The following is a 22,308-nucleotide window of genomic DNA, read 5'->3' on the forward strand; positions in this document are numbered from 1 at the left end:
CATCCTGCAATTCCCGTCACGATAACGATTGGACTCCGCCGGACGTCATGGCATCCTCCGTCCGGCCGCGCCCTCGAGAGCGCGTGCAAACAACAAGGGGGGGAGGGGAAAGCCGATGCGCTTTGCGAGGGCATTGGGCGCGCTGGGCGCCGTTTCAATCCTGCTGCTGCCTGCCGCTTCCGTCGCCGCCGAGATGCGCGGCGTCACCGCCACCGAGATCAAAATCGGCCAGACCATGCCCTATAGCGGGCCGGTGTCCGCCTTCGGCGCGCTCGGCAAGGGCGAGGTCGGCTATTTCAAGATGCTCAACGACAAGGGCGGCATCAACGGCCGCAAGGTCGACCTGATCTCGCTCGACGACGGCTACGCGCCGCCGAAATCGGTCGAGCAGACCCGCCGCCTGGTCGAGAGCGACGAAGTCGCGCTGATCTTCTCCTCGATCGGCACCGCGCATAACACGGCGATTGCAAAATATCTCCAGTCCAAGAACGTGCCGCAGCTCTTCGTCGGCTCCGGCGCCTCGAAATTCGCCGACATCGCGCAATATCCGCAGGCGACGATGGGCGTGCAGGCGCCGTTCCGCTACGAGGCGCGGCTCTATGCGCGCTATGCGCTGGCGAAAAACCCGAACGCGAAATTCGCCGTGATCTCGCAGAACGACGACTATGGCCGCGACTATCTCGCCGGTCTCAAGGATGTGCTCGGCGAGAAATACGATGCGAGCGTCACGACCGCGACCTACGAGATCCAGGACCCGACCATCGATTCCCAGATCGTGAAGTTGAAGGCATCGGGCGCCGACGTGCTTGTGATCGCGGCGACGCCGAAATTCGCGGCGCAAGCGATCCGCAAATCCTTCGAGATCGGCTGGCGTCCCATGACCTTCCTGTCCAATGTCGCGGTGTGGATCTCGACCGTGATGGAGCCCGCAGGCCTCGAAGCCGGCACCGGCATTCTCTCGACGGCTTACGTGAAGGACCCCGACGATCCCGCCTGGAAGGACGATCCCGGCGTCAAGGCCTGGCGCGATTTCATGACCAAATATGTGCCGGAGGCCGACCAGCACGACACCAACTACGTCAACGCCTATAACAGCGCGATGGCGCTGGAGGCGGTGCTGAAGGCGTGCGGCGACGATCTGTCGACCGAGAACATTTTGAAGCAGGCCTACGCGATCCACGATCTCGAATTGCCGATGCTGTTGCCCGGCATCAAGATCAACACTGGCACGAGCGACCACGTCCCGGTCGACCAGATGCAGTTCATGCGCTTCAACGGCAAGAGCTGGGAGCGCTTTGGCGAATTGCAGACGGGGAATTGATGGCTGATGTAGGATCGGTTTTGGTTGAGTCAGTTTTTCTGCATCTCCCCGCGGGGGCCGGCCAGATTGCGTTCCAGCGGCCGAAGAGGCTCTCATTTCCCCGCGCAAAATTCCGCCTCGACGGTCCGAACTAGAACAGGAGAACCGGACATGGCCGCTTTCCAGGAGGTTTTCCGCCGCTCCGGCATCGATGAGCGCCGTACCCCGCCAGGCGTGGTGGTGCCGTTCGGCGGCTCCAACATCGTGGCCCTGATCGATCCCGGAAGAAAGCTCAAGGTCGATCCCAACGCCCATGCCCTTGGAATCAAGGAGATCGATGGCGCCGATACGCTTAGACGCGTCATGCAGGCCAGAGACGCATTCTCCGCACCCGATATCGATCCGCAGCTCAGGGCGGCGTCACTTCCCGCCACCTTCAATGGTGATGCACGGTTTTTCGAAATCAATGGCCGGATTAAGCCGATTGGCTTTCCCGGTCTGGAAGTGGTGGCCCGGTCGGCCGACCGGAAGATCGAAGCCAAGCTCCATGTTGTCGTGCTGCCGGAAATCAAGATCAAGGTGGCGTTCCGCAACGTCATGGTTCCGGGCAGTGGCGGCGCTCCGATGTTTCACGCCAAGAAGCCCTGCAGCGAGCAAGATGAATTGCTGACGATGAACAATGTATGGAAGCCGCAGGCCAACATCCGGTTCGAGCGGGTGCCAAGCGACTGGCTCTTCATCGACGACTCGCAGGCTGCCGTCAAACAGGAGCTCGCCAATGCAAATGGGATGAACGATGCGAGCCGGGCGACCTTTCCCGATGTGATCGATGTCGAAAAACTGAAGAGCTTCTTTGCCAAACACAAAGTTCGGGGCGCCCATCTAACCATTTTATGTGTCGATAAGCTTCTGTCCAATGGCTCCTTCCCCAATGGCTCGTTTGCTCGATCGTTGGACCTTGCCTTTATCAGCTCGCAACGCGGGCCTAACACGTCTGCGCATGAAGCCGGGCATTTTCTCGGCTACTACTCGAAGAGCGCGACCAAACCTTGGGACAGCAACGGCCACACACTGGAGACCGATCCAAAAACCGGAAAAGAAAACAGGGCGGAAGACGTCAAGATGCTGATGCGCGACGGAGGCGCCGGGTGGAAAATTCCGTTCAATCTCGTCAAGGAGTTCCGCGACTTCCCCGGCTAGGTAGGCCACCATTCCTTAGGTCTCATCGTGAACCCCACTGCCGGAAATGGTCAAAATCCGAAAACACAATTTGAGTAAATTCAGTCCGTTAAGCCCCCATTTGAACGGACCTCAAATGGAGGCTTCAATGATCCTCCCCGTCGAAGAGCTCCCCGCCAGATCACGAACAGGGCATCGCGGCCGGGCTAAAATCGCCTCTTGCTGGCCATAATTTGGCGTACATTGGCCCGATCTGGGCGATGGCAGGGCAGTTGCAATGACGGCTCAGTCCCACAAGACCGCAGAACAGGAGTATGAGGAGCAGGTTCGCATCCTCATCCGTATCGTTTCAGCCTCCACTCTGGGGCTGCTCGCTTTGCCGCGGGCCTGCTGATCGGGACATTTCTGTTTTCATGATCGAAGATGAAGGCCCTCCTGGAGCTGCGTCCTCACTGCGACGTCGTAGCGGCCGCGCCTTCCGCATCGTCGCGGACGTGGATCACGGCGATGCCATCGCCATACACCCGCTTCCAGCCCTTGATATGATCCAGCATCTGCGCCGCCGGTGAGTCAGGCGTCAGCAGTGTCGCATCGATCCTGTTGTCGTCGAGCATACGCAGCAGGCCGGAGACGTCGCGCCCGTCTTCGGCGGCAAAGTAGTCCATCAAGAATTTTTCGCCATAAAGCTCCGATCGTCCGTCGACGAAAGGCCTGATGTCGCGGACGATGAGATAGCCGCCAAATCCGTAGGAATTAAAGATGCGCGCGGCCTTGCATTTAGCCAGCACGTCGACTGCCGCAACCGGCGTCTGCGCCGTGGAGAATTCGAAGGTGTGACGTGCCGCAAAGGTCGCGGTCGCGCTTGCGGTCGCGAGCACGATGGCCACCGCGGCCAGCGCCGCCGGGGCACCAGGAGCCATCCGCAAACCGCGCTGCGCATCAGAGGCCGGTCTGATCCAGCCGCTGAGCGGCTGCGCCAGCACCAAAGGGACGAGCACTCCAAACGTTTCGATGCTGCGGACGTGCGACAGCGCCATCCAGGTGGTGCCGAGGATCAGCAGCACGCGCGGCGGCGATAATGTCAGGGCGCGCATCAGGCCGAGACCGAGCAGTCCGAGCAGCGCGCCCGCGAACGGGCTGAAAGAGCTGAAATCGGCTGGCCGCCATTCGGCGATGACGGAGAACGATTTGCCGAGGCTGAGGATGCGAACGGCACCGAGCAGCGTGTCGAGGCCATAGGGCGTGCAGCAACTCGCGGTTAGCGCGCCGAGCCCGAATGCGGCCCAGCGCATCGCAACCGCCAGCCGGCGCGGCGCCGCCGCGCGCCAGAGCGCTTCGAGGCCGATTGCGCCAATCAGGGCGAGCCCGAGCACGAAGCCGCCGTGAAGATTGGCCCACAGCGTCATCAGCGGCAGCAGCAGGAAGGAGGGCGCGCTGCCGCGGTCGGCGGCGGCCATCAAGGCGCCGGTCCAGGCAACCATGACCGGCAACGCCAGCACATGCGGGCGGGCCAGCAGATGCGGCGCCGCCAGCGTCATCGCCAGCAGGCAGAACACCAGCGCATAGGACAGCTGGAGATGCCGTTGCAGGAAGGCCAGCAGCAATCCCATCGCCAGCGCGATCGCGGCCGCGGTCAGCACAACGGGCCCGGCCCATCCCCAATGCGAATAGGCCGTCGCGAACAGCACCTGGGACAGCCATGAGGTCGAGAGCCAGACATGACCCTGCTGCGTCAACGAATAGAGGTCGGTCCAGGGCACCGCGCGATGGTCGAGGATCCACTTGCCGACCTTGATCTGCCAGAGCGTGTCCGGATCGTGCAGCAGGCTGTCGCCGCGCACCAGCAGCAGCAGAAAGGTAGCGGCCGCGATGCACAGCGGTGCCAGATTGCGCTGGGCTCGCGCGACCGGAAGACTGGCCGCGATGGTCATGGCTTGGCCGGCGCGGCCGCATCCGGCACGCCATCCCGTACATGGATCACGGCGACGTTGTCGGCATAGAGCCGCTTCCAGCCCTTGATGTGATCGAGCACCTGGGCAGCCGGGCTGTCGGCGCCCATCAGCGTGGCGTCGATCTTGTACTCTTCCAGCAACCGCGTCAGGTTATCGAGCTTCTTGACCTCGACCCCCTTGAAGAAGTCCATCACGAACTTCTCGCCATAGAGCTCGGCGCGGCCGTCGACGAACACCGGGATGTCGCGCGAGATCAGATAGCCGCCGAACTGGTAGCCGTTGAGGATGCGCTGCGCCTTGCGTTGCTGGAGCAGGTCGACCGCGGCGACCGGCGTCTGGTCCATCGTGAAGGTGAAGCGATGATGCGACATATAGATCGAGGTCGTGGTCCAGGCCGCGGCGGCGATCATCAGCGCGCCGGTAATGGTGACGTAGCGCGCGGCCCAGCTCTCGCTGGCTTGCTCGTCAAATTGCGGCAGCGGCGATTTTTCACCGAGCGGCTTGGCCAGCACCAGCGGCACCAGAAAGGCAAAGGCCTCGATGCTCCTGACATGGGTGAGCCCCATCCAGGTGAAGAGCAGGATCAGCAGGATTCGCGGCGGCGACAATGTGAGGCCGCGAAACAGGCCGATCGCGATGAGGCCGAGGATCGCGCCTTCGAAGGCGGAGAACGAGGCGAAATTCGCCGGCATCCATTCCGAGATGACCGACAGCAGCTCACCTAGATTGAGGATGTTGGTCGCGCCCAGCAGCGTGCGCCAGCCATAGGGCGTGAAGCAGGCGGCTGCCATCGCGGCGACGCCGAACAGGAACCAGCGCGCCAGCAGCCGGACCTGCTTGCCGGAATCGAGCGTCCAGATTGCTTCGAGCGCCATCGGGCCGATCAGCGCGAGGCCGAGCACGAAGCCGCCGTGCAGGTTGGCCCACAGCGACATCAGCGGCAGCCAGGCCCAGGACGGCGTGACCTTGCGATCGGCGGCATTCATGAGAATGCCGACCCATGCGATCATGACCGGCAGCGCCAGCATGTGCGGTCGCGCCAGGATGTGGTGCAGCGACAGCAGCACGGCCAGCATCGCGAACAGCACCGAGCGCGGAATTTCGAGATGCGTGTCGAGCAGGTAGACCAAGATCGCGGCGGACGCGGCGATCGCGAGCGCGGTGAGGACCACCGGGCCGGCCCAGTCCCATTGCGCGTAGGACATCGCGAACAGGATCTGCGACAGCCACGACGTCGAGATCCATGGCTCGCCGGGCCGCGTGAAGGAATAGAAGTCGGTATAGGGCATGGCGTGGTGATCGAGGATCCACTGACCGATCTTGATCTGCCAGAACGAGTCGGAGTCCTGAAGCAAGGTGTCGCCGATGTAGAGGAAGAAGAGATAGGCGCCCGCGCCGACACACAGCGGCACCAGCGCTCGCGCGCGGCTCTGCACCGCAATGCTGTTGGTGAAGGATAGGGACATGCCGCCTCGTCTTGTTCTTGTCGGATTGACCGAGCGGGCGGCATTTGACCACGGCGGTCATAACTTCGAGTAAATCGGCGGTACTGGACGCACATGGCATTTTGCGCGACCTGAGTGCGCGCCTCGTCCTTCGAGACGACCGCTTCGCGGTCTCCTCAGGATGAGGCTAAGCGGCATCGGGGCTCGTCAAAACGACGGCCGCACGCTCGGTCCTCATCCTGAGGGCCCGCCAACGGCGGGCGTCTCGAAGGATGGCCACAGGGGAATCGCTCCCACATGCGATCGTCCTGTCCCCAAGGGAGGAATGGAGAGAGTGCCAGTGTATGTCCCGGCAATTTAACCGATTGTTTTCAAGTTCGGTTTACCATCGGCGAATACATACAAACGGTTCCGTGTTTACGCAGTCGAATTAACTGCAGCGCAAGTCCTTGCCTTTACGGTGGGTTCCATGGTCGGGCGGCGCTGGGAAGCCGAAAAGACCAGATCAGTTGAAGCCACGTGTATCCTTTGGAGCAGTCTATGAAGAACCTCGTTTCGCGTTTCGTGAAGGACGAATCCGGCGCCACCGCCATCGAATACGGCCTGATCGCCGCCGGCATCGCGCTGGCGATCATCACCGTCGTCAACAGCCTCGGCACCACGCTGAACGCCAAGTTCGGCTCGATCTCGTCCAGCCTCAAGTAAGCCGGACGATCAACGGAATAGCGAAGAGCCCCGTCATCGACGGGGCTCTTTTGCTGTGCCCGCAGCATCCGCGCGGGCATTCGGCAATCAGGCTTAAGCCTCCTTCAAGTCACTCGGGTGTATGGCTTGAACGGATCTGCGTCATCGTATTGCGTCAAAGGAAGCCGCATGGCCGAAGCTTCGCCCGCCCCGCCTGCTGTTGGTCGTCACGGCGTAGTCCCTGCAACGCTCCTCAACACCTCCTTCGTGCTGGCGATCGTCACGCTGGCGTATTTTCCGGCGGCCTATCTCACGCATGCGTGGATCTTTGGCGCGGACGGACGCGGCATCCCGACAGACTTCGTCAACGTCTGGGCGGCCGGAAAACTGGCGCTCGAGGGCCATCCCGCGCAGGCCTGGGACTGGGATATCCAGAAGCAGGTCGAGCTCGCGCTGCTCAAGCAGGATTTCGTCGGTCATTTCGCCTGGCATTATCCGCCGCCCTTCCTGTTCGTCGCGTCTTTTCTCGCGCAGTTTCCCTATGCGGTGGCTTTCATCGGCTGGGCCGCGTTCAGCATGGTGCCCTATCTCACCGTGATGCGCGCGATTATCGGGCGAAACGCGGGCCTGGTGCTTGCGATTGGATTTCCCGCCGCCTTCATCAACATCCTGGTCGGGCAGAATGGTTTTCTTACCGCGTCCCTGATCGGCGGCATGCTTTATCTGCTGCCGGCGCGACCGGTGCTGGCTGGAATCTGCCTGGGCCTTCTGAGCTACAAACCCCAATATGGACTGCTGTTTCCACTGGTGCTGATCGCCGCCGCCGAGTGGACGGTGCTTTTCACCGCCGCCATCGTCACTGTGACGATCGCAGGGGCATCCTGGCTCGCATTCGGGACCGAAAGCTGGCAGGCCTTCTTCCACTGGATTCCGATGTTCTCGCAGGCCTTCCTGACCGAAGGACGGGCGCCCTGGTTCAAGATGCAGAGCATCTTCGCGCTGGTGCGCTATGTCGGCGGCACCGAGCAGCTCGGATGGATCTTCCAGTGGGTGTTGACGGCAGCTGTTGCCGTCGTGTTGGTCGCGATGTGGCGGAGCAGGCTGCCCTACGCGCTGAAGGCGGCGATGCTCGCCGCGGCAACGCTGCTCACGACGCCCTATCTCTTCATGTATGATCTCGTTGTGCTGGGCATCGCGGTGGCCTTTCTCATCCGCGCCGGGCTCGATGAAGGTTTCGCGTGCCATGAGGTGATGGCGCTGGCGCTCGTGTTCGCGCTGCTTGCGACCTTCCTGTTTCTCGGGCAGCCCGTGGGCTTCCCGGCGATCCTCATCGTGTTCGGGCTGATCCTCGGCCGCTGCGCAGCCTGGCGGGCTGCCGAGGCGCGGGCTACCGAGGCGCGGGCTACCGAGGCTGCATCGATGCGACTCGCGGCAACGCGAACGAACTGAGAAGCCCGGGCAAGCTCCGATCGGGGTCTGCCGTGAGACGCTACCGCGAGGTCCGCTCGATGAGCGGGCAGCTTTCGAGGATCGTGCCAGGGCGGGCGCCCTCGATGGCGACGCAGGGCCTGGCGGGATCGATGGCAAGCGCGTAGCGGTCCAGCTGCGCGCTACGGTCCGGTTCGCCGCGCATGTGCAACTCGCGGAGACCGCCGGGCAGGGGAGCCTTCAATCCGGCGCGGATGCGCTGGTCGAAGATGCCGCCGGGGACGATGGGCACACCGATATCGGCGAGCAGGTAAAAGCGCGACTGCGGCGGAAGCTGCGGCGCGATATAAGCGAGCGGCTTGCCGAGGATGAAGTAGGTCGCGGGCTTATCGAGTTCATCGGCGATTTCCGGCCGGTAGGTCGCTGACCAGGGGCGGTGCCACCAGTCCGCAGGCTGTGACCACAGTGCGATCCCCGCTGCAACCGTCAACATCAGCGCGTTCAGCGGAGTGGAGGACGCCGTGGGCAATCTCGGCCGCCTGCTCGCAGCGAGGCGCGCGAGCAGCAGAACGATGATCGGGCCGCACAACAATTCCAGGACCACCGCATAGCGCTGGATCGAGAACAGGCCGAGCCACGCCAGGTACGACACAGCAAACAGCACCACCAGCTGCACGTCACGTCGCGTGAGGATCGCACGGTTGCGCATCATGCGCACAAGCAGGCCGAGCACGAGCAGGACTGCCACGACGGCGAAGCGCGCATCGCGGAACGGATGCTCCGCGCCTCTGTGGTCGCCTATCAGCCAGTAGAACGGATAGGCCAGTGCGTCGGACAGGCTGTGCGGCATGAACTGCGCGTCCATCAGATTGACGGGCACCACCTCGCCTGACTGGAAGACGGCATTGAACAGCGGAAAGATCGGATTGCCGGTGTCCCGCCAGGCGATCAGGCACCATTCGCCGCCGGTGAGCGCCGCGCCGACAATCCCGCCCAGTCCGAGCAGGACACTGGCCCGAAGCGGACGCGCGGCGGCAAGCAATGCTGCGGCTGCACCTATCGCGTACACGACATTGGTCAGCTTCAGCCCGACCGCGGCGCCGATCAGGAGCCCGGCCAGCAGATAGCGGACTGCGGGCCGGCGATCTGCTACCAGGATCAGAAGGAAACCGCCGATCACCGGCAATGCCAGCAGCACGTCGGAAAAGCTCGTGCCTACTTCCGAGAGCGTCATCGGACCCGAGGCCGCGATCGCGACGGCCGCAGCGATCGCAGCGAAGGTCGCGGCTTGTCCCAGCACCAGACGTGCAAACAGGCAAATCAGCGCGAGATTGAGGCCGTGAATTGCGCCGATGATCATCAGCCCATACGGCGATGGCAGGAAGTGCCGGAGGTAATAGACGGGAAAATAGACGATCGGATTGAAGTAGGTCTGAAAGCCCGGTGGGATCGCATCGACGCCATAACGGCCGTTGAGCACGGCCCAGACATTGTATTCGTGGTAGTTCTGCCAATCCCAGTTGACGTCCTCGCCCATTGCGAGGGTGTAGAGCGCGCCTGCCAGCATCGAGCAGACGACAATGGCGATGGGTGCAAGCGCCTTCCCGCGCAGGTCCATCGTCCATGATCGCCGCAGGCCTCCGGCCGCGGGTGCGGAAACGGCGTCGGGCAACTCGGCCGTGGTTGTCGTGCGCTGCAGCATCAAGACGCCACGTCTGATGGCAGCCCTTTTTCGAGAACGGGATGCGACGCAGAAAGTGGGCTTGTGTGGCGCATTGCCGAATTCCGGTTGATCCCCGTAGGACTATGGCCAGCCAGTTAAGGTTGCATGAATTGCGGCAGGAGCCGTTTGCGTGGCGTCGGCGTGGCTCGTCCTTGCGGCGAGCCTTTCATCGGCGACCGCGGTGTGACGCGAGCGATCCATCACGTATTTGCTTCTTGTCATCCCTCCTGAATAGTTGTTCAGTCCTTGCGGGCGATTTGCATCGATTGCAGTGACGAAGCGTTCGGCCGCGGGCGTGCGGCAGGCGTGTGGGACAGGAAGCGCGCCATGGTTTATCGGCGAACGCATCAAGTGGTTAAGCGCCTTGCGGCTCGGCGCAGCGCCATTCTGGCGGCGGCGAGGGAAGCCGCAGCCGAAGGCGGCATGGCGGCGGTGCAGATCGCACCGGTCGCGGTCCGGGCCAATGTGGCGGCCGGCACCGTCTATCGCTACTTCCCCTCCAAGGCGGAGCTGATCTCCGAATTGATCTCCGAGGTCTCCCGCGACGAGCTCGCGGCGATCCGGCGCGCGGCCGATGCCGCGCCTGGCCCGTCTTCCGCGCTGGCGGCGGCCGTGACCACGGTGGCCGTCCATACCCTGTCTCAGCGGCGCCTGGCCTGGGGCATCCTGGCCGAGCCTGTGGATGTCGATGTCAGCGCCTCCAGGCTTGCGAGCCGCCGCGAGATCGCCGGCGAGATCGCCGCCCGCATCGATGCCGCGGTGCGCGCCGGCCATCTGCCGGCGCAGGACACCGCGTTGGCTGCAACGGCGCTGCTGGGGGCGCTGCATGAGGCGCTGGTCGGGCCGCTCGCGCCGGACAATCTCGAGGATCCCGTCAAGATGCGCGATGCGGTGCAGACCGTGACGCTGCTTGCGCTGCGCGCCGTCGGCGTCATGGACGCCCGCGCCCGCGGTCTGGTGGTGCAGCAGACGCTGCTGCCGACGACCAAGGCGCTGGTCGGCGTTTAAAACGCCGCCGTGATCGGTGCGGCGGCCTGACCGTGCTCAGGCCTTTGCCTGAGCATGCTTTTTCGAGAAACCCGAGCACGCCCGCCGGATCGGCCGGCTACTGTGCATGGGGTTGTTTTCGCCGTTCTGGTTGGCCCGGCGATGGAGGACCTAGATATCTGCGTTGCCCTCGGGGCCGACGGAGGCGATGCGCACCATGTTGGTGGTGCCGGGAATGCCGAGCGGCACGCCGGCGACGATGATTACGCGCTGGCCGGCGCGGACGAAACCGTCGCGGAAGGCGATCTGGCCGGCGCGGCTGACCATGTCGTCCTGGTCGCGCGCGTCCTCCGCCACCACGCAATGCACGCCCCATACGACGGCGAGCCGGCGGCCGGCCTGGATGTTCGGCGTGATCGCCACGACCGGCGGCTTCGGCCGCTCGCGCGCCACGCGCACGGCGGTCGAGCCCGAGCTGGTCCAGCAGATCAAAGCGGGCAGGTCGAGCGTCTCGGCGATCTGCCGTGCGGCATCCGCGATGGCATCGCCGGCGGTGGATTCCGGCGGGGGGCGCTGTGCCGTCAGCACGGAGCGGTAAATCGGATCGCGCTCCACTTCCTCGCCGATGCGGTTCATGGTCGAGACCGCCTCGACCGGGAATTTACCGGCCGCCGATTCCGCCGACAGCATGATGGCGTCGGCGCCCTCGTAAACGGCGGTGGCGACGTCGGAGACTTCGGCGCGGGTCGGTACCGGCGACTGGATCATGGATTCCAGCATTTGCGTTGCGATCACCACCGGCTTGCCGGCGCGGCGCGCCATCCGCGTCATTTGCTTTTGAAGGCTCGGCACCCGCTCCAGCGGCAGCTCGACGCCGAGGTCGCCGCGCGCCACCATCAGCGCGTCTGAGGCCTCGATGATGTCCGCGAGCCGGTCGATCGCTTGCGGCTTCTCGATCTTGGCCATGACCGCGGCGCGGCCGCGAATCATCTTCTTGGCCTCGAGCACGTCGTCGGCGCGCTGCACGAAGGAGAGCGCAATCCAGTCGACGCCGGTGACCAGCGCGGCCTCGAGGTCGGCGCGGTCCTTCGGCGTCATCGCCGAGACCGGCAGGTCCGTATCCGGAAGGCTGACGCCCTTGCGGTCGGACATCTTGCCGCCGACGACGACGCGCGTCACCGCGTGTTCTTTCGTGGTTTCCTCCGCGATCAGCCGGACCTTGCCGTCATCGAGCAGCAGGGCATGGCCGGGCCGCAGCGCGGCCAGAATCTCCGGGTGAGGAAGATTGACGCGGGTGGCGTCCCCCGGGGTCTTGTCGGAATCGAGCGTGAAGGTCTGGCCGTTCTGGAGCTGGACCGCGCCTTCCGCGAAGGCGCCAAGCCGGAGCTTCGGGCCTTGCAGGTCGACCAGGATGCCGATCGGGCGGCCGTAGCTGCTCTCGACATTGCGGATCGTGGCCACCAGCTCCCGCATCTTGTCATGCGGGGTGTGGCTCATATTGATGCGGAACACGTCGGCGCCGGCCTCGAACAGGCGGCGGATCATCGCGAGATCCGAAGAGGCAGGTCCGAGCGTCGCGAGAATCTTGATACGGCGAAGACGCCTCATGGCTTATTTCCAGACGGTGGCGAGGGGGCTGGCGGAAGGCCAGGCGCGGCGGGGGGCGTACCACCGGGCGGGCTATTGGGCAAACCCGGAACACCGCCACCAGGGCCAAGGGGACCGGGCATCCCGGGGACACGTTGCTGGCCCGGTTGCTCGTTGGCATCGGTGAGCTGCACCGTCCAGGCCCGCTGCTCGCCGGTATCGACCTCGAAATAGCCGGTCCGGTCATAGCCGCGCGCCAGGCAGTCCTCGGTGCCGCGGATGGTGAATTCCTTGTCGCGCGAGCACATGAAAGCCTGCCCCGACCATTCGCCGCCGCGGTCATAGTCGATCGCGTAGATGTAATAATAGCGGGCGACCAGCGTGCCCCGCAGCAGGGTCTCGCAGGAGCGGGACGAGATGTTCCACCAGCCTTCGGTGGTCCAGCCGTCGGCGTCCTTGTAGCCAAGCGCAATGCCGACCCGGCTCGAGGTGTTGTTGCAAAGCCGGAAATCGGCTGAGGCCGGGCTGGTCCAGAGGCACAGCAAAGCAACCACGAGCACCGGGACCAACCGGGCGAGCAGGCGAAGGGCGGAGCGGGAAGATTCGGCGATCATTGTCGCGGAACGTATACCAGATGATTGACGATTTGGCGTAGGGCCGGGGAACTGCCTGTTGGGCTGTTTCGAGGCCGTTTGCGCCGCGATATGGCAAAATCTGTGACAGGACCCCACCTGATCCCGTAAGGGTGACCACCATCAAGGTCAGAGCGAAAAGAAAGGCCAAGGGAATCCAGCCATGGCAATCGACGACAAAACCAGAACGGAGCTCGAGGCGGCCGCTTTCCGGCGCCTGGTCGATCATCTGAAGACGCGGACGGACGTCCAGAACATCGATCTGATGAATCTCGCCGGCTTCTGCCGCAACTGCCTGTCCAACTGGCTCAAGGACGCCGCCGACGCGCGAGGCGTGAGCCTGAGCAAGGACGAGAGCCGGGAAGCCGTCTACGGCATGCCCTACGAAACCTGGAAGGCGAAGCACCAGGGCACGGCCAGCCCCGAGCAGCTCGAGGCGATGAAGAAGGTCCATCCCCACAGCCACTGAGCGGGCGTGCGGCTTGAGTCGCACCACACAACAGCTTTCTTCGCCTCCCCGCAGGAAGGTGTGGGCGCGCTGTGGACGAGCGCGATGCTCGCTTGAACGCAATCGGCGGCAACCCTAAGGGTCTCACCAGCACGCGCGGTGAGGATGCCGGCGTCACCTCGTTTTGCCAGTTCCATTGGGAGTACCTAGATGGCCACCTCCGCCGCCGTCCGCGACGACGAGCCCGCGACGAAATTTGCCAAGGACCAGCTCAAATCCATTATCGAGCGCATCGAGCGGCTGGAGGAAGAGAAGAAGGCGATCTCCGACGACATCCGCGACGTCTTCGCCGAAGCCAAGGGCAACGGCTATGACGTCAAGGCGCTGCGCACCATCGTGCGCATGCGCAAGCAGGACCCGAACGAGCGGGCCGAGGCCGAGACTATTCTCGAGACCTACATGCAGGCGTTGGGCATGATCTGAGGCGATGAGGCCGCAGCTTCACCGGTAGGAGTACCTCGTCCCGCCGCAGCGCACCCGGCTTGGGCAAAATCCGCTTGTCTGCTAGAGTGCCCGGTGAAGGGACCGAGCAATGGATGTGCCTGGACCCGAGCGCAGGCTCGCAGCGGTCCTCGCGGCTGACATGGTCGGCTTTAGCCGGCTCATGGAGGCCGATGAGGCCGGCACGCTTGCGCGCCTCAAGACCCACCGGATCGAGCTGATCGATCCGGCCATTGCCAAAAATCGCGGCCGCATCATCAAGACGACGGGCGACGGCATGCTCGTCGAATTCCATAGCGTCGTTGATGCCGTGCTGTGCGCTGCTGAAATTCAGAACCGGATGGGGCGACGCAATGCCGACGTGCCGCCGCCGCGATGGATACAATTTCGCATCGGCATCAATCTGGGTGACGTGATCGTCGACCAGAACGATATTTTCGGCGACGGCGTCAACGTCGCGGCACGGCTGGAGGCCCTGGCCGAGCCTGGAGGTATCTGCATATCGAGCGCCGTGCGCGACCAGCTCGGCGAGCGCCTTGATGGCGTTGCATTCGAGGATATCGGCGAGCAGAACGTCAAGAACATCGTCCGTGCGATCCGCGTCTACCGGATAAGACTGGAGGAGAGTCCGGCAAGCGCATCAGACGGCGCGAAGGGGGCTGCGAAGGCGACCGGCAAGTCGAAGAAGCCGTCCATCGCCGTGCTGCCCTTCGCCAACATGAGCGGCGACCCGGAGCAGGAGTTCTTTGCGGATGGCTTGACCGAAGACATCATCACCGAGCTTTCTCGTTTCCACGACCTGTTGGTGATCTCCCGCAACTCGACCTTCGTGTACAAGGGCAAGGCGGTCAAGGTGCAGGACGTCGGCCGCGAATTCGGCGTTGATTATGTCATAGAGGGCAGCGTGCGAAAGGCCGGAGATCGCGTCCGCGTCACCGTGCAGCTGATCGATGCGGAAACCGACCGGCACATTTGGGCCGAACGCTACGACGGCGAGCTCAAGGACATCTTCGCTATCCAGGACGAGATGACCCGGGCGATCGCCGCCACGTTGCCGGGCCGTGTCGAGGCGGCCACGCAGGATCGCGCCAACCGCAAGCCCACGGACAACATGGCGGCTTACGAGTGCGTGCTGGCCGCGAAGGTCTTACACCATCGCTCCAATCGCGAAGACAATGCGCGGGCGCAGCTCCTGCTCGACCGGGCGCTCGAACTCGATGCGAACTATGCTCACGCCCACGCGTGGAAAGCGTGCGTCCTGGGCCAGACCTGGGTCTATAGCTGGTGCGCGGATCGCGATGCCACGTTCCAGCAGGTGGCTTCGGAGCTGGAGACCGCGCTGGCCCTCGACGACAATGACAGCGACGTCCACCGCATTCTCGCGGCGCTCAATCTGAATCGCGACGACCATGACAAAGCCACCTACCATCAGGAGCGGGCGCTCGCGCTCAATCCGAACTATGACCTCGTGGTGGTGCAGCAGGGCGAACTGCTGACCTGGCTGGGCCGGCCTGAAGAGGGCATCGACTGGATCAAGAAGGCGATGCGGCTCAACCCGTATCATCCCGAACGCTTCTGGAGCCATCTCGGACGCGCCTATTATTGCGCCGAGAAATACGCGGAAGCCGCCGAGGCCATCTCACGGATCACGCGCCCCGATCACACCCATCACGCGTTCCTCGCCGCGATCTTTGCGCAGATGGGCAACGCGATTGCGGCCCGCGCGCATGCGGCCGAGGTTCTCAAGCGCGAGCCGGCATTTTCGGTGGCCAATCATCTCGCCACGCAGCATTATAAGCGCGACGTCGACCGTCAGCGCTACGAGGCAGGCCTTCTGGGGGCAAGGCTGCCGGCCTGATCGTCGATCCATCCAGGAGGAATCCGTGAGCGAGCCGCCATTGCCGCGCGAGGTGAGCCGAGTTTTCGAGGCTCTTCCGCCGCCGATCCGCCGGCGCCTTCTCGACGTGCGCAAGCTCATCTTTGCCACGGCCAAGGCGCATGACGAGGTCGGTTCGCTGACCGAGGCGCTGAAATGGGGCGAGCCAGCCTATCTCACCGAGCAGACCGGAAGCGGCAGCACCATCCGGCTCGGGCGCGTGAAAGACTCCGAGCATCCTGCGATTCTATTCAACTGCAAGACAACGCTGGTCGATACGTTTCGCGAGCGTTTTCCCGATCGGTTCGAATACCGGCAGACCAGGGCGTTGTTGCTGCCGATCGCGGGCAAGCTGCCCAAGCAGGAGCTCTCGATCTGCCTGTCGCTGGCGCTGACTTATCATCTGGATCGGCGAGGAAAGAAGGCGGGCTAGGCTGTCAGCCTCAGCGCAGCGCGGCGGTGCGCACGACGAACGACGTCGTTTCGAGCTTGGCAGTGGCACTGCCCGAGAAACTGTCGCAGGACAGGCCCTGCATGGGATCGTCGGTGAATCCCATCGCGATCACGGCCTGCGGCTTCACGAAATAACCGCGCAACGCAACCATATCGAGCTCGCCCATCAGCGTCACCGACATCGCGCGGCTGGCGCTTGGCGACAGCATCACGATCTTGAGCCAGATGCTCTCGCCCTTTGCGGCGGAGAGCCGGGTCGCGGTGGCGATCATGCCCTCGGTGCTCTTGCCGACGACGGTATTGATCTCGGTGGCAGGTGCGGAATTGCGTGCTGCGGATGCGGGACGGGCCATGCGCGGGATCGGCGCGGAGGCGGCAACGACGTTGGCGCGGTCGACCGAGGAGGCCGCCGCCGGCGCATAGGCCAGCGCCTGGTAGGCCGCGCTCGAGACGCTCGCGGTCGGCTGCGGATCGGTGGCGGCGAGTGCCTGGCGCGCCCTCAGGGCTGCGATCTGGGCTGGCGTTGCCTGCTGCGGCGTAGCCGGCGCATCCCAGAAGCCGCGGGCATTGATGATGTCGGCCGGGGTCTCAGGCTTGCTGTCAGAAGATTTGCCTGCGGCCGGCTTGTCAGCCACGGCCGCGGGTTTCGGCTTGGGCGGCGCAACGAGCTGCGCATCGGCGGAGGCGAGCTGGATCGCGGCGGCGATCTGCGGCTTGGCGCGCGGCGTCGGCACCGGATCGGCCGGTTTCGCGGCGGCTGCGACCAGGGTTGGCGCGGCCTTCTCGGTCGCGGCAGGCGCGCCCTCGTCATCCTCGTCGCTGCTGGTGGCGGGGGCCGACTTGCCCTTGAACAGGGCGGCGAAGAAGCCCGGCTTGCCGATGGTCGCGGCGTCGTCGCCATTGCCGCGCCGTTCGATATCGGCCTTGGCGAGCTCGTAACCCTTCAGCGGCGTGCCGTCGGTCGGGACGTGGACCGTGCGGCCGTCCGGGAACACGCGGACGAGCTGATCATGCGTCATGCGCGGCCAGTGCCGGATGCTGCCGGTGTCGAGATGCACGAAGGGCGAGCCGGAGGTCGGGTAGAAGCCGACGCCGCCGCGCTGCAGGCGCAGGCCGGCGAAACGGATCTGCTCCAGCGGTACGCCCGGAATGTAGAAGTCCATCGCATGGCCCAGCATGTGCTGGCTGAAGCGCGCCACGCCCGAGGAGCGGCGGCGGAGCATGGCGTTGGTGGCGGGGGAGCGATAGGAGGAGATGATCTGGATCGGCTGCTTGCCGTCGACGTCGCGATAGACTTCCCAGAGGATATCGAAGAGGTGACGGTCCATGACCGTCTCGTCCTGGGTGCGCCAGTCGCGCAGGAAGTGGTTGAGCGTCTTCAGCGCGGCTTCGTCGTAGCGGCCATCGCGTTTGAACGTGACTGTGAGATCTTCGCCGGAATGGGTGTGGTGGAAGGAGAGCGTCTTGGTCTCGTTCAGCGCGGCGGCGTTATGAACCGAACCGGCAGCCGCAAGCAGCACCAGCGAAGCGAGGCCGATCCGAGATCCGACCTTCACTCCCGCATGGGACAACGACACCGCAGCAAATTGGCGTACGAAACCAGCCAGCACGTATGAGCCCACCCAGTCGACGAGCGTTCAAAATGGACTCTCCCGCCAACCCCGTTAGCGCGCGAAAGAGGATGAACGCTTTGTTAAAGCGAGAAGGTTAATTCGAGGTTGACCTTCCCGCCCCCAAACCAAGTCAGACTGCGATCCTAAACGGCTGAGTGTGGCGAAAAAACGCCCGCTGCCGGAACCCGGGTAGCGAATGGTTAATGTTGAACGACCCCATCCACGGGACGGGGTCGCTGATTTCATTGAAGAATTCTGTGTGCTTAGGGGGCTCAGCGGGTGAACACCCGCTGTTGCTGGGGCCGGCGGCCGATCGGAGCCGGCGGCGGGGTCGGGGCCCCGAACAGCCGCTCGAAGAAGCTCGGACCGGACGAGCCGAAGCCGCCGCCATTGTTGGCCACCGCCACGCCGGACGGCAGCGTCGTCGCCGGGCGCGAATAGCTCGGCTGGGAGTGAGCGACGACGCTCTCCAGATCCTTGCCGCGGCTGTTCTTCAGGATGTTGATCATGGTCGCGTCGCGGCCATAGACGTCCTTGCGGAATTGCAGCTTGCCGCCGTCGTCCACGAATGCGGTCTGGTAGGTGATGTTGACCGGGATCGGCGTCGGGAATTTCAGATCGATCTCACCCGAACCGTACATGCCGCGAATGCGCTCCGGCGTGTACTTCTCGTTCGGCATGGTGATGTTGAGCAGCACGGAGGCGTACTGATCCGGATTCTGCACGCGCATGCAGCCATGGCTGAAGGCGCGCTCGTCCTTGGCGAACAGGTACTTGTCCGGCGTATCGTGCTGATAGACCAGGAACTTGTTCGGGAAGTTGAAGCGGATGCGGCCGAGCGCGTTGGCTTCTCCGGGCGGCTGCGAGATGTGCACCGAGCCGTCGCGGTTCTGCTCGAGCTTCAAGCCCATGCGCTGAAGCACGGTCGGGTCCTGCTGCAGCGCCGGCAGATATTCGCCATAGACGATCGACGGCGGCACGTTCCATGTCGGGTTGACCGTGATGTACTTCATCGTCTCGGTCAGCAGCGGCGTGGCGTGCTGGCCCGGCTTGCCGGTAACGACGCGGGTGGTCCAGACCTGCTGGCCGTGCTGCATCACCTTCAGCGTGTAGTCGGGAATGTTGAGGATGACATAGGCGTCGCCGAGCGAGGGCGCGCCGAGGTCGCGCGGCAGCCAGCGCCAGCGCTCCATGTTCACCAGCACGGTGTCGATCTGCTTGTCGCGCTTCGGGCTGTTCAGCGCTTTGACTGTCTTGTCGTCGAGGATGCCGGTCGCCTTGATCTCAGCGCCGTCCTGGAACTTTCGTACGGCTTCGGCGACCGCGGCGTCATAGTGATCATCGTTGGCGTTCTCGCTGATGCTGAGCTTGGCGCGGAGCTGCGGCACGCGCGGATCCTGCACCACGACTTCCGCCTGCTTCTTGCCCTTGGCGGGCGTGTACTTTAGCGCCGGGCCGTCGGTGATCTCGATCACCGGGCCGTTGCCCTGGCCGCGCAGCTGCGCGAGCTTCGCCCTCAGCTCCTTGTAGAGCTTCTGCGGCGGGTTATAGCTGTCGAGCGCGGCGGAGGCATCGGCTGCCGTCGAAACCTTGGTCAGCACTTCGTTCGGATCGACCGGATGCTCGGGATAGAGGATGTCGGCGCTGACCTGGGACCAGTGCATGCGGCCGCTCTGTGCCTGGCGCGCATAGTCGAACATGCTGGCGGTGAGTTTCAGCTCGGCATCGGCGAGCGCATCGGGCGTCGTGGCGGCGGCGAAATCCGGCACCGGATAGTCGGCGGGATTGAGACCGTCGGACGCTGCATCCTTCAGCCTTGCGATCACGCCCTTGGCCGCAGCAGTGAGGCTGCCGGCTTGGGTCCAGACCGGCGCGAAGTCGCGCGCGCCATAGAACTTCTCGACGGCGGCGCGCTCGTTCTTGCGGTCGAAATAGCGCGAGGTCTTGGCGCCCAAAGCGTCCTTGAGCTTGTCGGCGACCGGCTGGTCGGCAGCGGGAACGTTGCTCGCGGCCTTCACGGGCTCGCCGGCGGGGTTCGTTGCTGCCGTCGCCGGCGTAGCGGGAGTGGCCGCCGGCGCTGCTGCGGTATCAGCCTTGGCAGGTTCAGATTTGGCAGCTTCAGATTTGGCAGGCTCGGCCTGCGCCGGTTCGGTCTTGGCCGTTTCGCTCTTGGCCGTCTCGCTCTTCGGCGCGTCGGCTGACGGCGTGGTGGCGACGTCGGACGGCTTGGTCTCGACCTTGTCGGGGGCCGGTGCGGCTTCGGCCTTCACGGGTTCCTTCACGGATTCCTTCGCACTTTCCCTGGCGGCCTCCTTCGGCCCGTCCTGGACGGTGGCGATGGTGTCAAGCTTGATGTCGGATGCGGTCGGGGGCGGGACGTTTGCAGGCTCGGGGCGCGGGATCGCGGCTTCGATCGCGAGCTCGGCGGCGCTGCTGCGCGCCTGATCCTGTGCCAGCGCCGAGCCGGCCGATACCGTGAGGAAGGTCGCCGCGACCGTCATCAAGACACGGTCAAAACCTGCACGGTGGTTCAAACAGTCACGCATTGTGTCGCACCCCTTGGGTGAACTGCCCCTCGTGGAACAGCTTTCGTTATCGCCTGATTGAGTTTCGGCTAAACCGCGCCGGCCTCTCGAAAGTCGCACGCCTGCACGCAACGATTCCTACGCAGACGATATACAGGCCCCGAATTTGCGGCCAGCGCTACCCGGGACAACTCACGACAAACTGACTTCAAGCAGGCCTGTTTGCAACGGATTGTGCGGTTTCATCGCGCGCTTTTCCCGGTGTCTGTCACTTCCAAGTCACGGTTTGGCTTATCGCCGAATTTTGCCGTAATTCAACGGGTTGCGGGCGGAATGTCTGCGCGCGCGAACCTCCGTTCGCACGAGGTTCAGTGCGTCTCCTCGCCGCTTTTTCCGCCATGGCCGGGAACCCCGGCTTCGTCGAGTTTGCGGTAGAGCGTGGACCTGCCGATTTTGAGGCGACGCGCCACCTCGGACATCTGGCCGCGGTAGTGCGAGATCGCGAAGCGGATGATCTCGTTCTCCATGTCTTCCAGAGGACGGACATCGCCGGTGGGGGTCAACATCGAGAGAGACCCTGCCGGTGACAGCGGCGCGATCGGTATTTCGTTACCTGACACAACCGAAGGCGCTGCGATCGGCTCGATCATCAACGGCGCGGTCGGAATCTCAGTTCCGGAGTGCGGATGCGAGGCCAGCAGCGGGAAATCGTCAAGGCCCAGCTGATCGCCTTCGCTCATCACCACCGCGCGGTAGACCGCGTTTTCGAGCTGGCGGATGTTGCCCGGCCAGTCGAGCTGGGCGAGATGCGCCATGGCCTCACCGCTGACGCCGGAGATGGGGCGGTTCTCCTCGGCGGCAAAGCGCGCCAGGAAATGCCGCAGGAGATGCGGGATGTCCTCGCGGCGGGCTCTCAGTGAAGGGATCGTCAGCGGCAGCACGTGCAGGCGGTAGAACAGATCTTCCCGGAACTGTCCCTGCTTCACCCGCTCCAGAAGCTTGCGATTGGTCGCGGAGATGATGCGCACATCGACCTTCACGGGCTTGCGGCCGCCGACCGCCTCGACTGCGCCTTCCTGCAGGGCGCGGAGCAATTTGACCTGCGCGGTCAGCGGCAGCTCGCTGACCTCGTCCAGGAACAGCGTACCGCCATGGGCCTCGAGGAACTTGCCGGTATGCCGTTCGGTGGCGCCCGTGAACGCGCCCTTCTCGTGGCCGAACAGGATGGACTCGACGAGGTTGTCGGGGATCGCGCCGCAATTGACTGCGACGAAGGGCTTTGCCTTGCGCTCGCCGCTGCCGTGGATGGCGCGTGCGAACATCTCCTTGCCGACGCCGGACTCGCCTTCGATCAGCACCGGGATCGAGGAGTTCGCCGCCTTCTGGGCGGCGCGCATCACGCCAGCCATCGCGTCGGCGCGCGTGATGATGTCGGAGAAGGTCAGCCGGCCTTCGCGGCTGTGACGGATGCGTTGCAATTCGCCCTTGAGTGCGGAGGCGTTGAGCGCGTTGCGCAACGAGACCTGGAGCCGTTCAAGGCCGACGGGCTTGACCACGAAATCGGCTGCGCCGGCGCGCATCGCCGAGATCACATTGTCGATGCCGCCATGGGCGGTCTGCACGATGACGGGGACGCTGAGGCCCGCCTCGCGGATTTTCGCCAGCACGCCCATGCCATCGAGGCCGGGCATGACGAGATCGAGGATCACGGCGTCGATAACAGGTGCATCGGGCGCGGTGAGGGTTGCGATCGCGGCGTCGCCGGACTCGACGACGATCGTCTCATAGCCGCATTTCTGCACCATGTTCTCGACCAGACGGCGGGCTACGGCGTCGTCGTCGGCGATCAAAATACTGGCAGCCATGGTGCTCCCCGCACGCTACTACTATCTGTCTCGAATCGGGTCACTCTGGCCGAAGCCGATTAACGCACTCTTAAACGTTGATGCCCCCGCCCGCCGCAGCGTTTGTTGAA

At 64.2% G+C, this 22,308-nt stretch carries 17 protein-coding genes; 9 read left to right on the top strand and 8 right to left on the bottom strand.

Features of this window, described 5'->3' with window-relative positions:
- The first annotated feature begins 115 nt into the window (after window positions 1-115).
- Window positions 116-1,321: an ABC transporter substrate-binding protein gene (locus tag ACTGJ9_RS12700; protein WP_456677311.1), complete on the top strand. Its 1,206-nt coding sequence runs from the start codon at window positions 116-118 to the stop codon at window positions 1,319-1,321.
- Between the two features lie 150 nt (window positions 1,322-1,471).
- The gene (locus ACTGJ9_RS12705) at window positions 1,472-2,500 is read left to right on the top strand and encodes a hypothetical protein (RefSeq protein ID WP_456677312.1); all 1,029 of its coding nucleotides are present in this window, start codon (window positions 1,472-1,474) and stop codon (window positions 2,498-2,500) included.
- Between the two features lie 428 nt (window positions 2,501-2,928).
- Here ACTGJ9_RS12705 and ACTGJ9_RS12710 read toward each other — a convergent pair whose 3' ends face one another.
- Window positions 2,929-4,410: a hypothetical protein gene (locus ACTGJ9_RS12710; protein ID WP_456677313.1), complete on the bottom strand. Its 1,482-nt coding sequence runs from the start codon at window positions 4,408-4,410 to the stop codon at window positions 2,929-2,931.
- Complete coding sequence (locus tag ACTGJ9_RS12715) at window positions 4,407-5,897, bottom strand: hypothetical protein (RefSeq protein ID WP_456677314.1); 1,491 nt, start codon at window positions 5,895-5,897, stop codon at window positions 4,407-4,409. The genes ACTGJ9_RS12710 and ACTGJ9_RS12715 overlap by 4 nt, the downstream gene beginning before the upstream one ends.
- A 519-nt stretch (window positions 5,898-6,416) precedes the next feature.
- Between ACTGJ9_RS12715 and ACTGJ9_RS12720 the strand changes: the two genes are divergently transcribed.
- Window positions 6,417-6,581 (top strand): Flp family type IVb pilin, encoded by a 165-nt coding sequence (locus ACTGJ9_RS12720; RefSeq protein WP_456677315.1) that lies wholly within the window; start codon window positions 6,417-6,419, stop codon window positions 6,579-6,581.
- A gap of 168 nt (window positions 6,582-6,749) precedes the next feature.
- Window positions 6,750-8,009: a glycosyltransferase family 87 protein gene (locus ACTGJ9_RS12725; protein WP_456677316.1), complete on the top strand. Its 1,260-nt coding sequence runs from the start codon at window positions 6,750-6,752 to the stop codon at window positions 8,007-8,009.
- 40 nt (window positions 8,010-8,049) lie between these two features.
- On the opposite strand, the gene ACTGJ9_RS12730 is transcribed toward ACTGJ9_RS12725, so the two are convergent.
- On the bottom strand, window positions 8,050-9,690 hold the full coding sequence (locus tag ACTGJ9_RS12730) for a glycosyltransferase 87 family protein (RefSeq protein WP_456677317.1): 1,641 nt from the start codon (window positions 9,688-9,690) through the stop codon (window positions 8,050-8,052).
- Between the two features lie 348 nt (window positions 9,691-10,038).
- Here ACTGJ9_RS12730 and ACTGJ9_RS12735 point away from each other — a divergent pair, with 348 nt between their 5' ends.
- The gene (locus ACTGJ9_RS12735; protein WP_456677318.1) at window positions 10,039-10,719 is read left to right on the top strand and encodes a helix-turn-helix domain-containing protein; all 681 of its coding nucleotides are present in this window, start codon (window positions 10,039-10,041) and stop codon (window positions 10,717-10,719) included.
- Window positions 10,720-10,869: 150 nt separating this feature from the next.
- Here ACTGJ9_RS12735 and pyk read toward each other — a convergent pair whose 3' ends face one another.
- Window positions 10,870-12,306 carry a pyruvate kinase gene (gene pyk, locus ACTGJ9_RS12740; RefSeq protein WP_456677319.1) on the bottom strand — a complete coding sequence of 479 codons (1,437 nt, stop codon included), beginning with the start codon at window positions 12,304-12,306 and terminating at the stop codon, window positions 10,870-10,872.
- Window positions 12,303-12,899, bottom strand: a complete 597-nt coding sequence (locus ACTGJ9_RS12745) for a DUF1036 domain-containing protein (RefSeq protein WP_456677320.1) — start codon at window positions 12,897-12,899, stop codon at window positions 12,303-12,305. The genes pyk and ACTGJ9_RS12745 overlap by 4 nt, the downstream gene beginning before the upstream one ends.
- Before the next feature lie 181 nt (window positions 12,900-13,080).
- On the opposite strand from ACTGJ9_RS12745, the gene ACTGJ9_RS12750 reads away from it, so the two are divergent.
- From ACTGJ9_RS12750 to ACTGJ9_RS12765, 4 genes are all read left to right on the top strand, one after another.
- The gene (locus ACTGJ9_RS12750) at window positions 13,081-13,386 is read left to right on the top strand and encodes a DUF1244 domain-containing protein (RefSeq protein ID WP_456677321.1); all 306 of its coding nucleotides are present in this window, start codon (window positions 13,081-13,083) and stop codon (window positions 13,384-13,386) included.
- 189 nt (window positions 13,387-13,575) lie between these two features.
- A complete protein-coding gene (locus tag ACTGJ9_RS12755; protein WP_007596286.1) occupies window positions 13,576-13,848 on the top strand; it encodes a DUF2312 domain-containing protein in 273 nt (90 codons plus the stop codon).
- Window positions 13,849-13,957: 109 nt separating this feature from the next.
- On the top strand, window positions 13,958-15,724 hold the full coding sequence (locus ACTGJ9_RS12760; RefSeq protein ID WP_456677322.1) for an adenylate/guanylate cyclase domain-containing protein: 1,767 nt from the start codon (window positions 13,958-13,960) through the stop codon (window positions 15,722-15,724).
- A 25-nt stretch (window positions 15,725-15,749) separates the two neighbouring features.
- Entirely contained in the window at window positions 15,750-16,175 is a 426-nt protein-coding gene (locus tag ACTGJ9_RS12765) for a DUF1801 domain-containing protein (protein WP_456677323.1), read from the top strand.
- 10 nt (window positions 16,176-16,185) lie between these two features.
- Here ACTGJ9_RS12765 and ACTGJ9_RS12770 read toward each other — a convergent pair whose 3' ends face one another.
- From ACTGJ9_RS12770 to ACTGJ9_RS12780, 3 genes are all read right to left on the bottom strand, one after another.
- Window positions 16,186-17,817, bottom strand: a complete 1,632-nt coding sequence (locus tag ACTGJ9_RS12770; RefSeq protein ID WP_456677324.1) for a DUF882 domain-containing protein — start codon at window positions 17,815-17,817, stop codon at window positions 16,186-16,188.
- Window positions 17,818-18,080: 263 nt separating this feature from the next.
- Window positions 18,081-20,354 carry a L,D-transpeptidase scaffold domain-containing protein gene (locus ACTGJ9_RS12775; protein WP_456677325.1) on the bottom strand — a complete coding sequence of 758 codons (2,274 nt, stop codon included), beginning with the start codon at window positions 20,352-20,354 and terminating at the stop codon, window positions 18,081-18,083.
- 347 nt (window positions 20,355-20,701) lie between these two features.
- Window positions 20,702-22,198, bottom strand: a complete 1,497-nt coding sequence (locus ACTGJ9_RS12780) for a sigma-54-dependent transcriptional regulator (RefSeq protein WP_456677326.1) — start codon at window positions 22,196-22,198, stop codon at window positions 20,702-20,704.
- Window positions 22,199-22,308: the final 110 nt, after the last annotated feature.

Source organism: Bradyrhizobium sp. RDM12, from assembly GCF_051917485.1.
Taxonomy (GTDB): Bacteria; Pseudomonadota; Alphaproteobacteria; order Rhizobiales; family Xanthobacteraceae; genus Bradyrhizobium.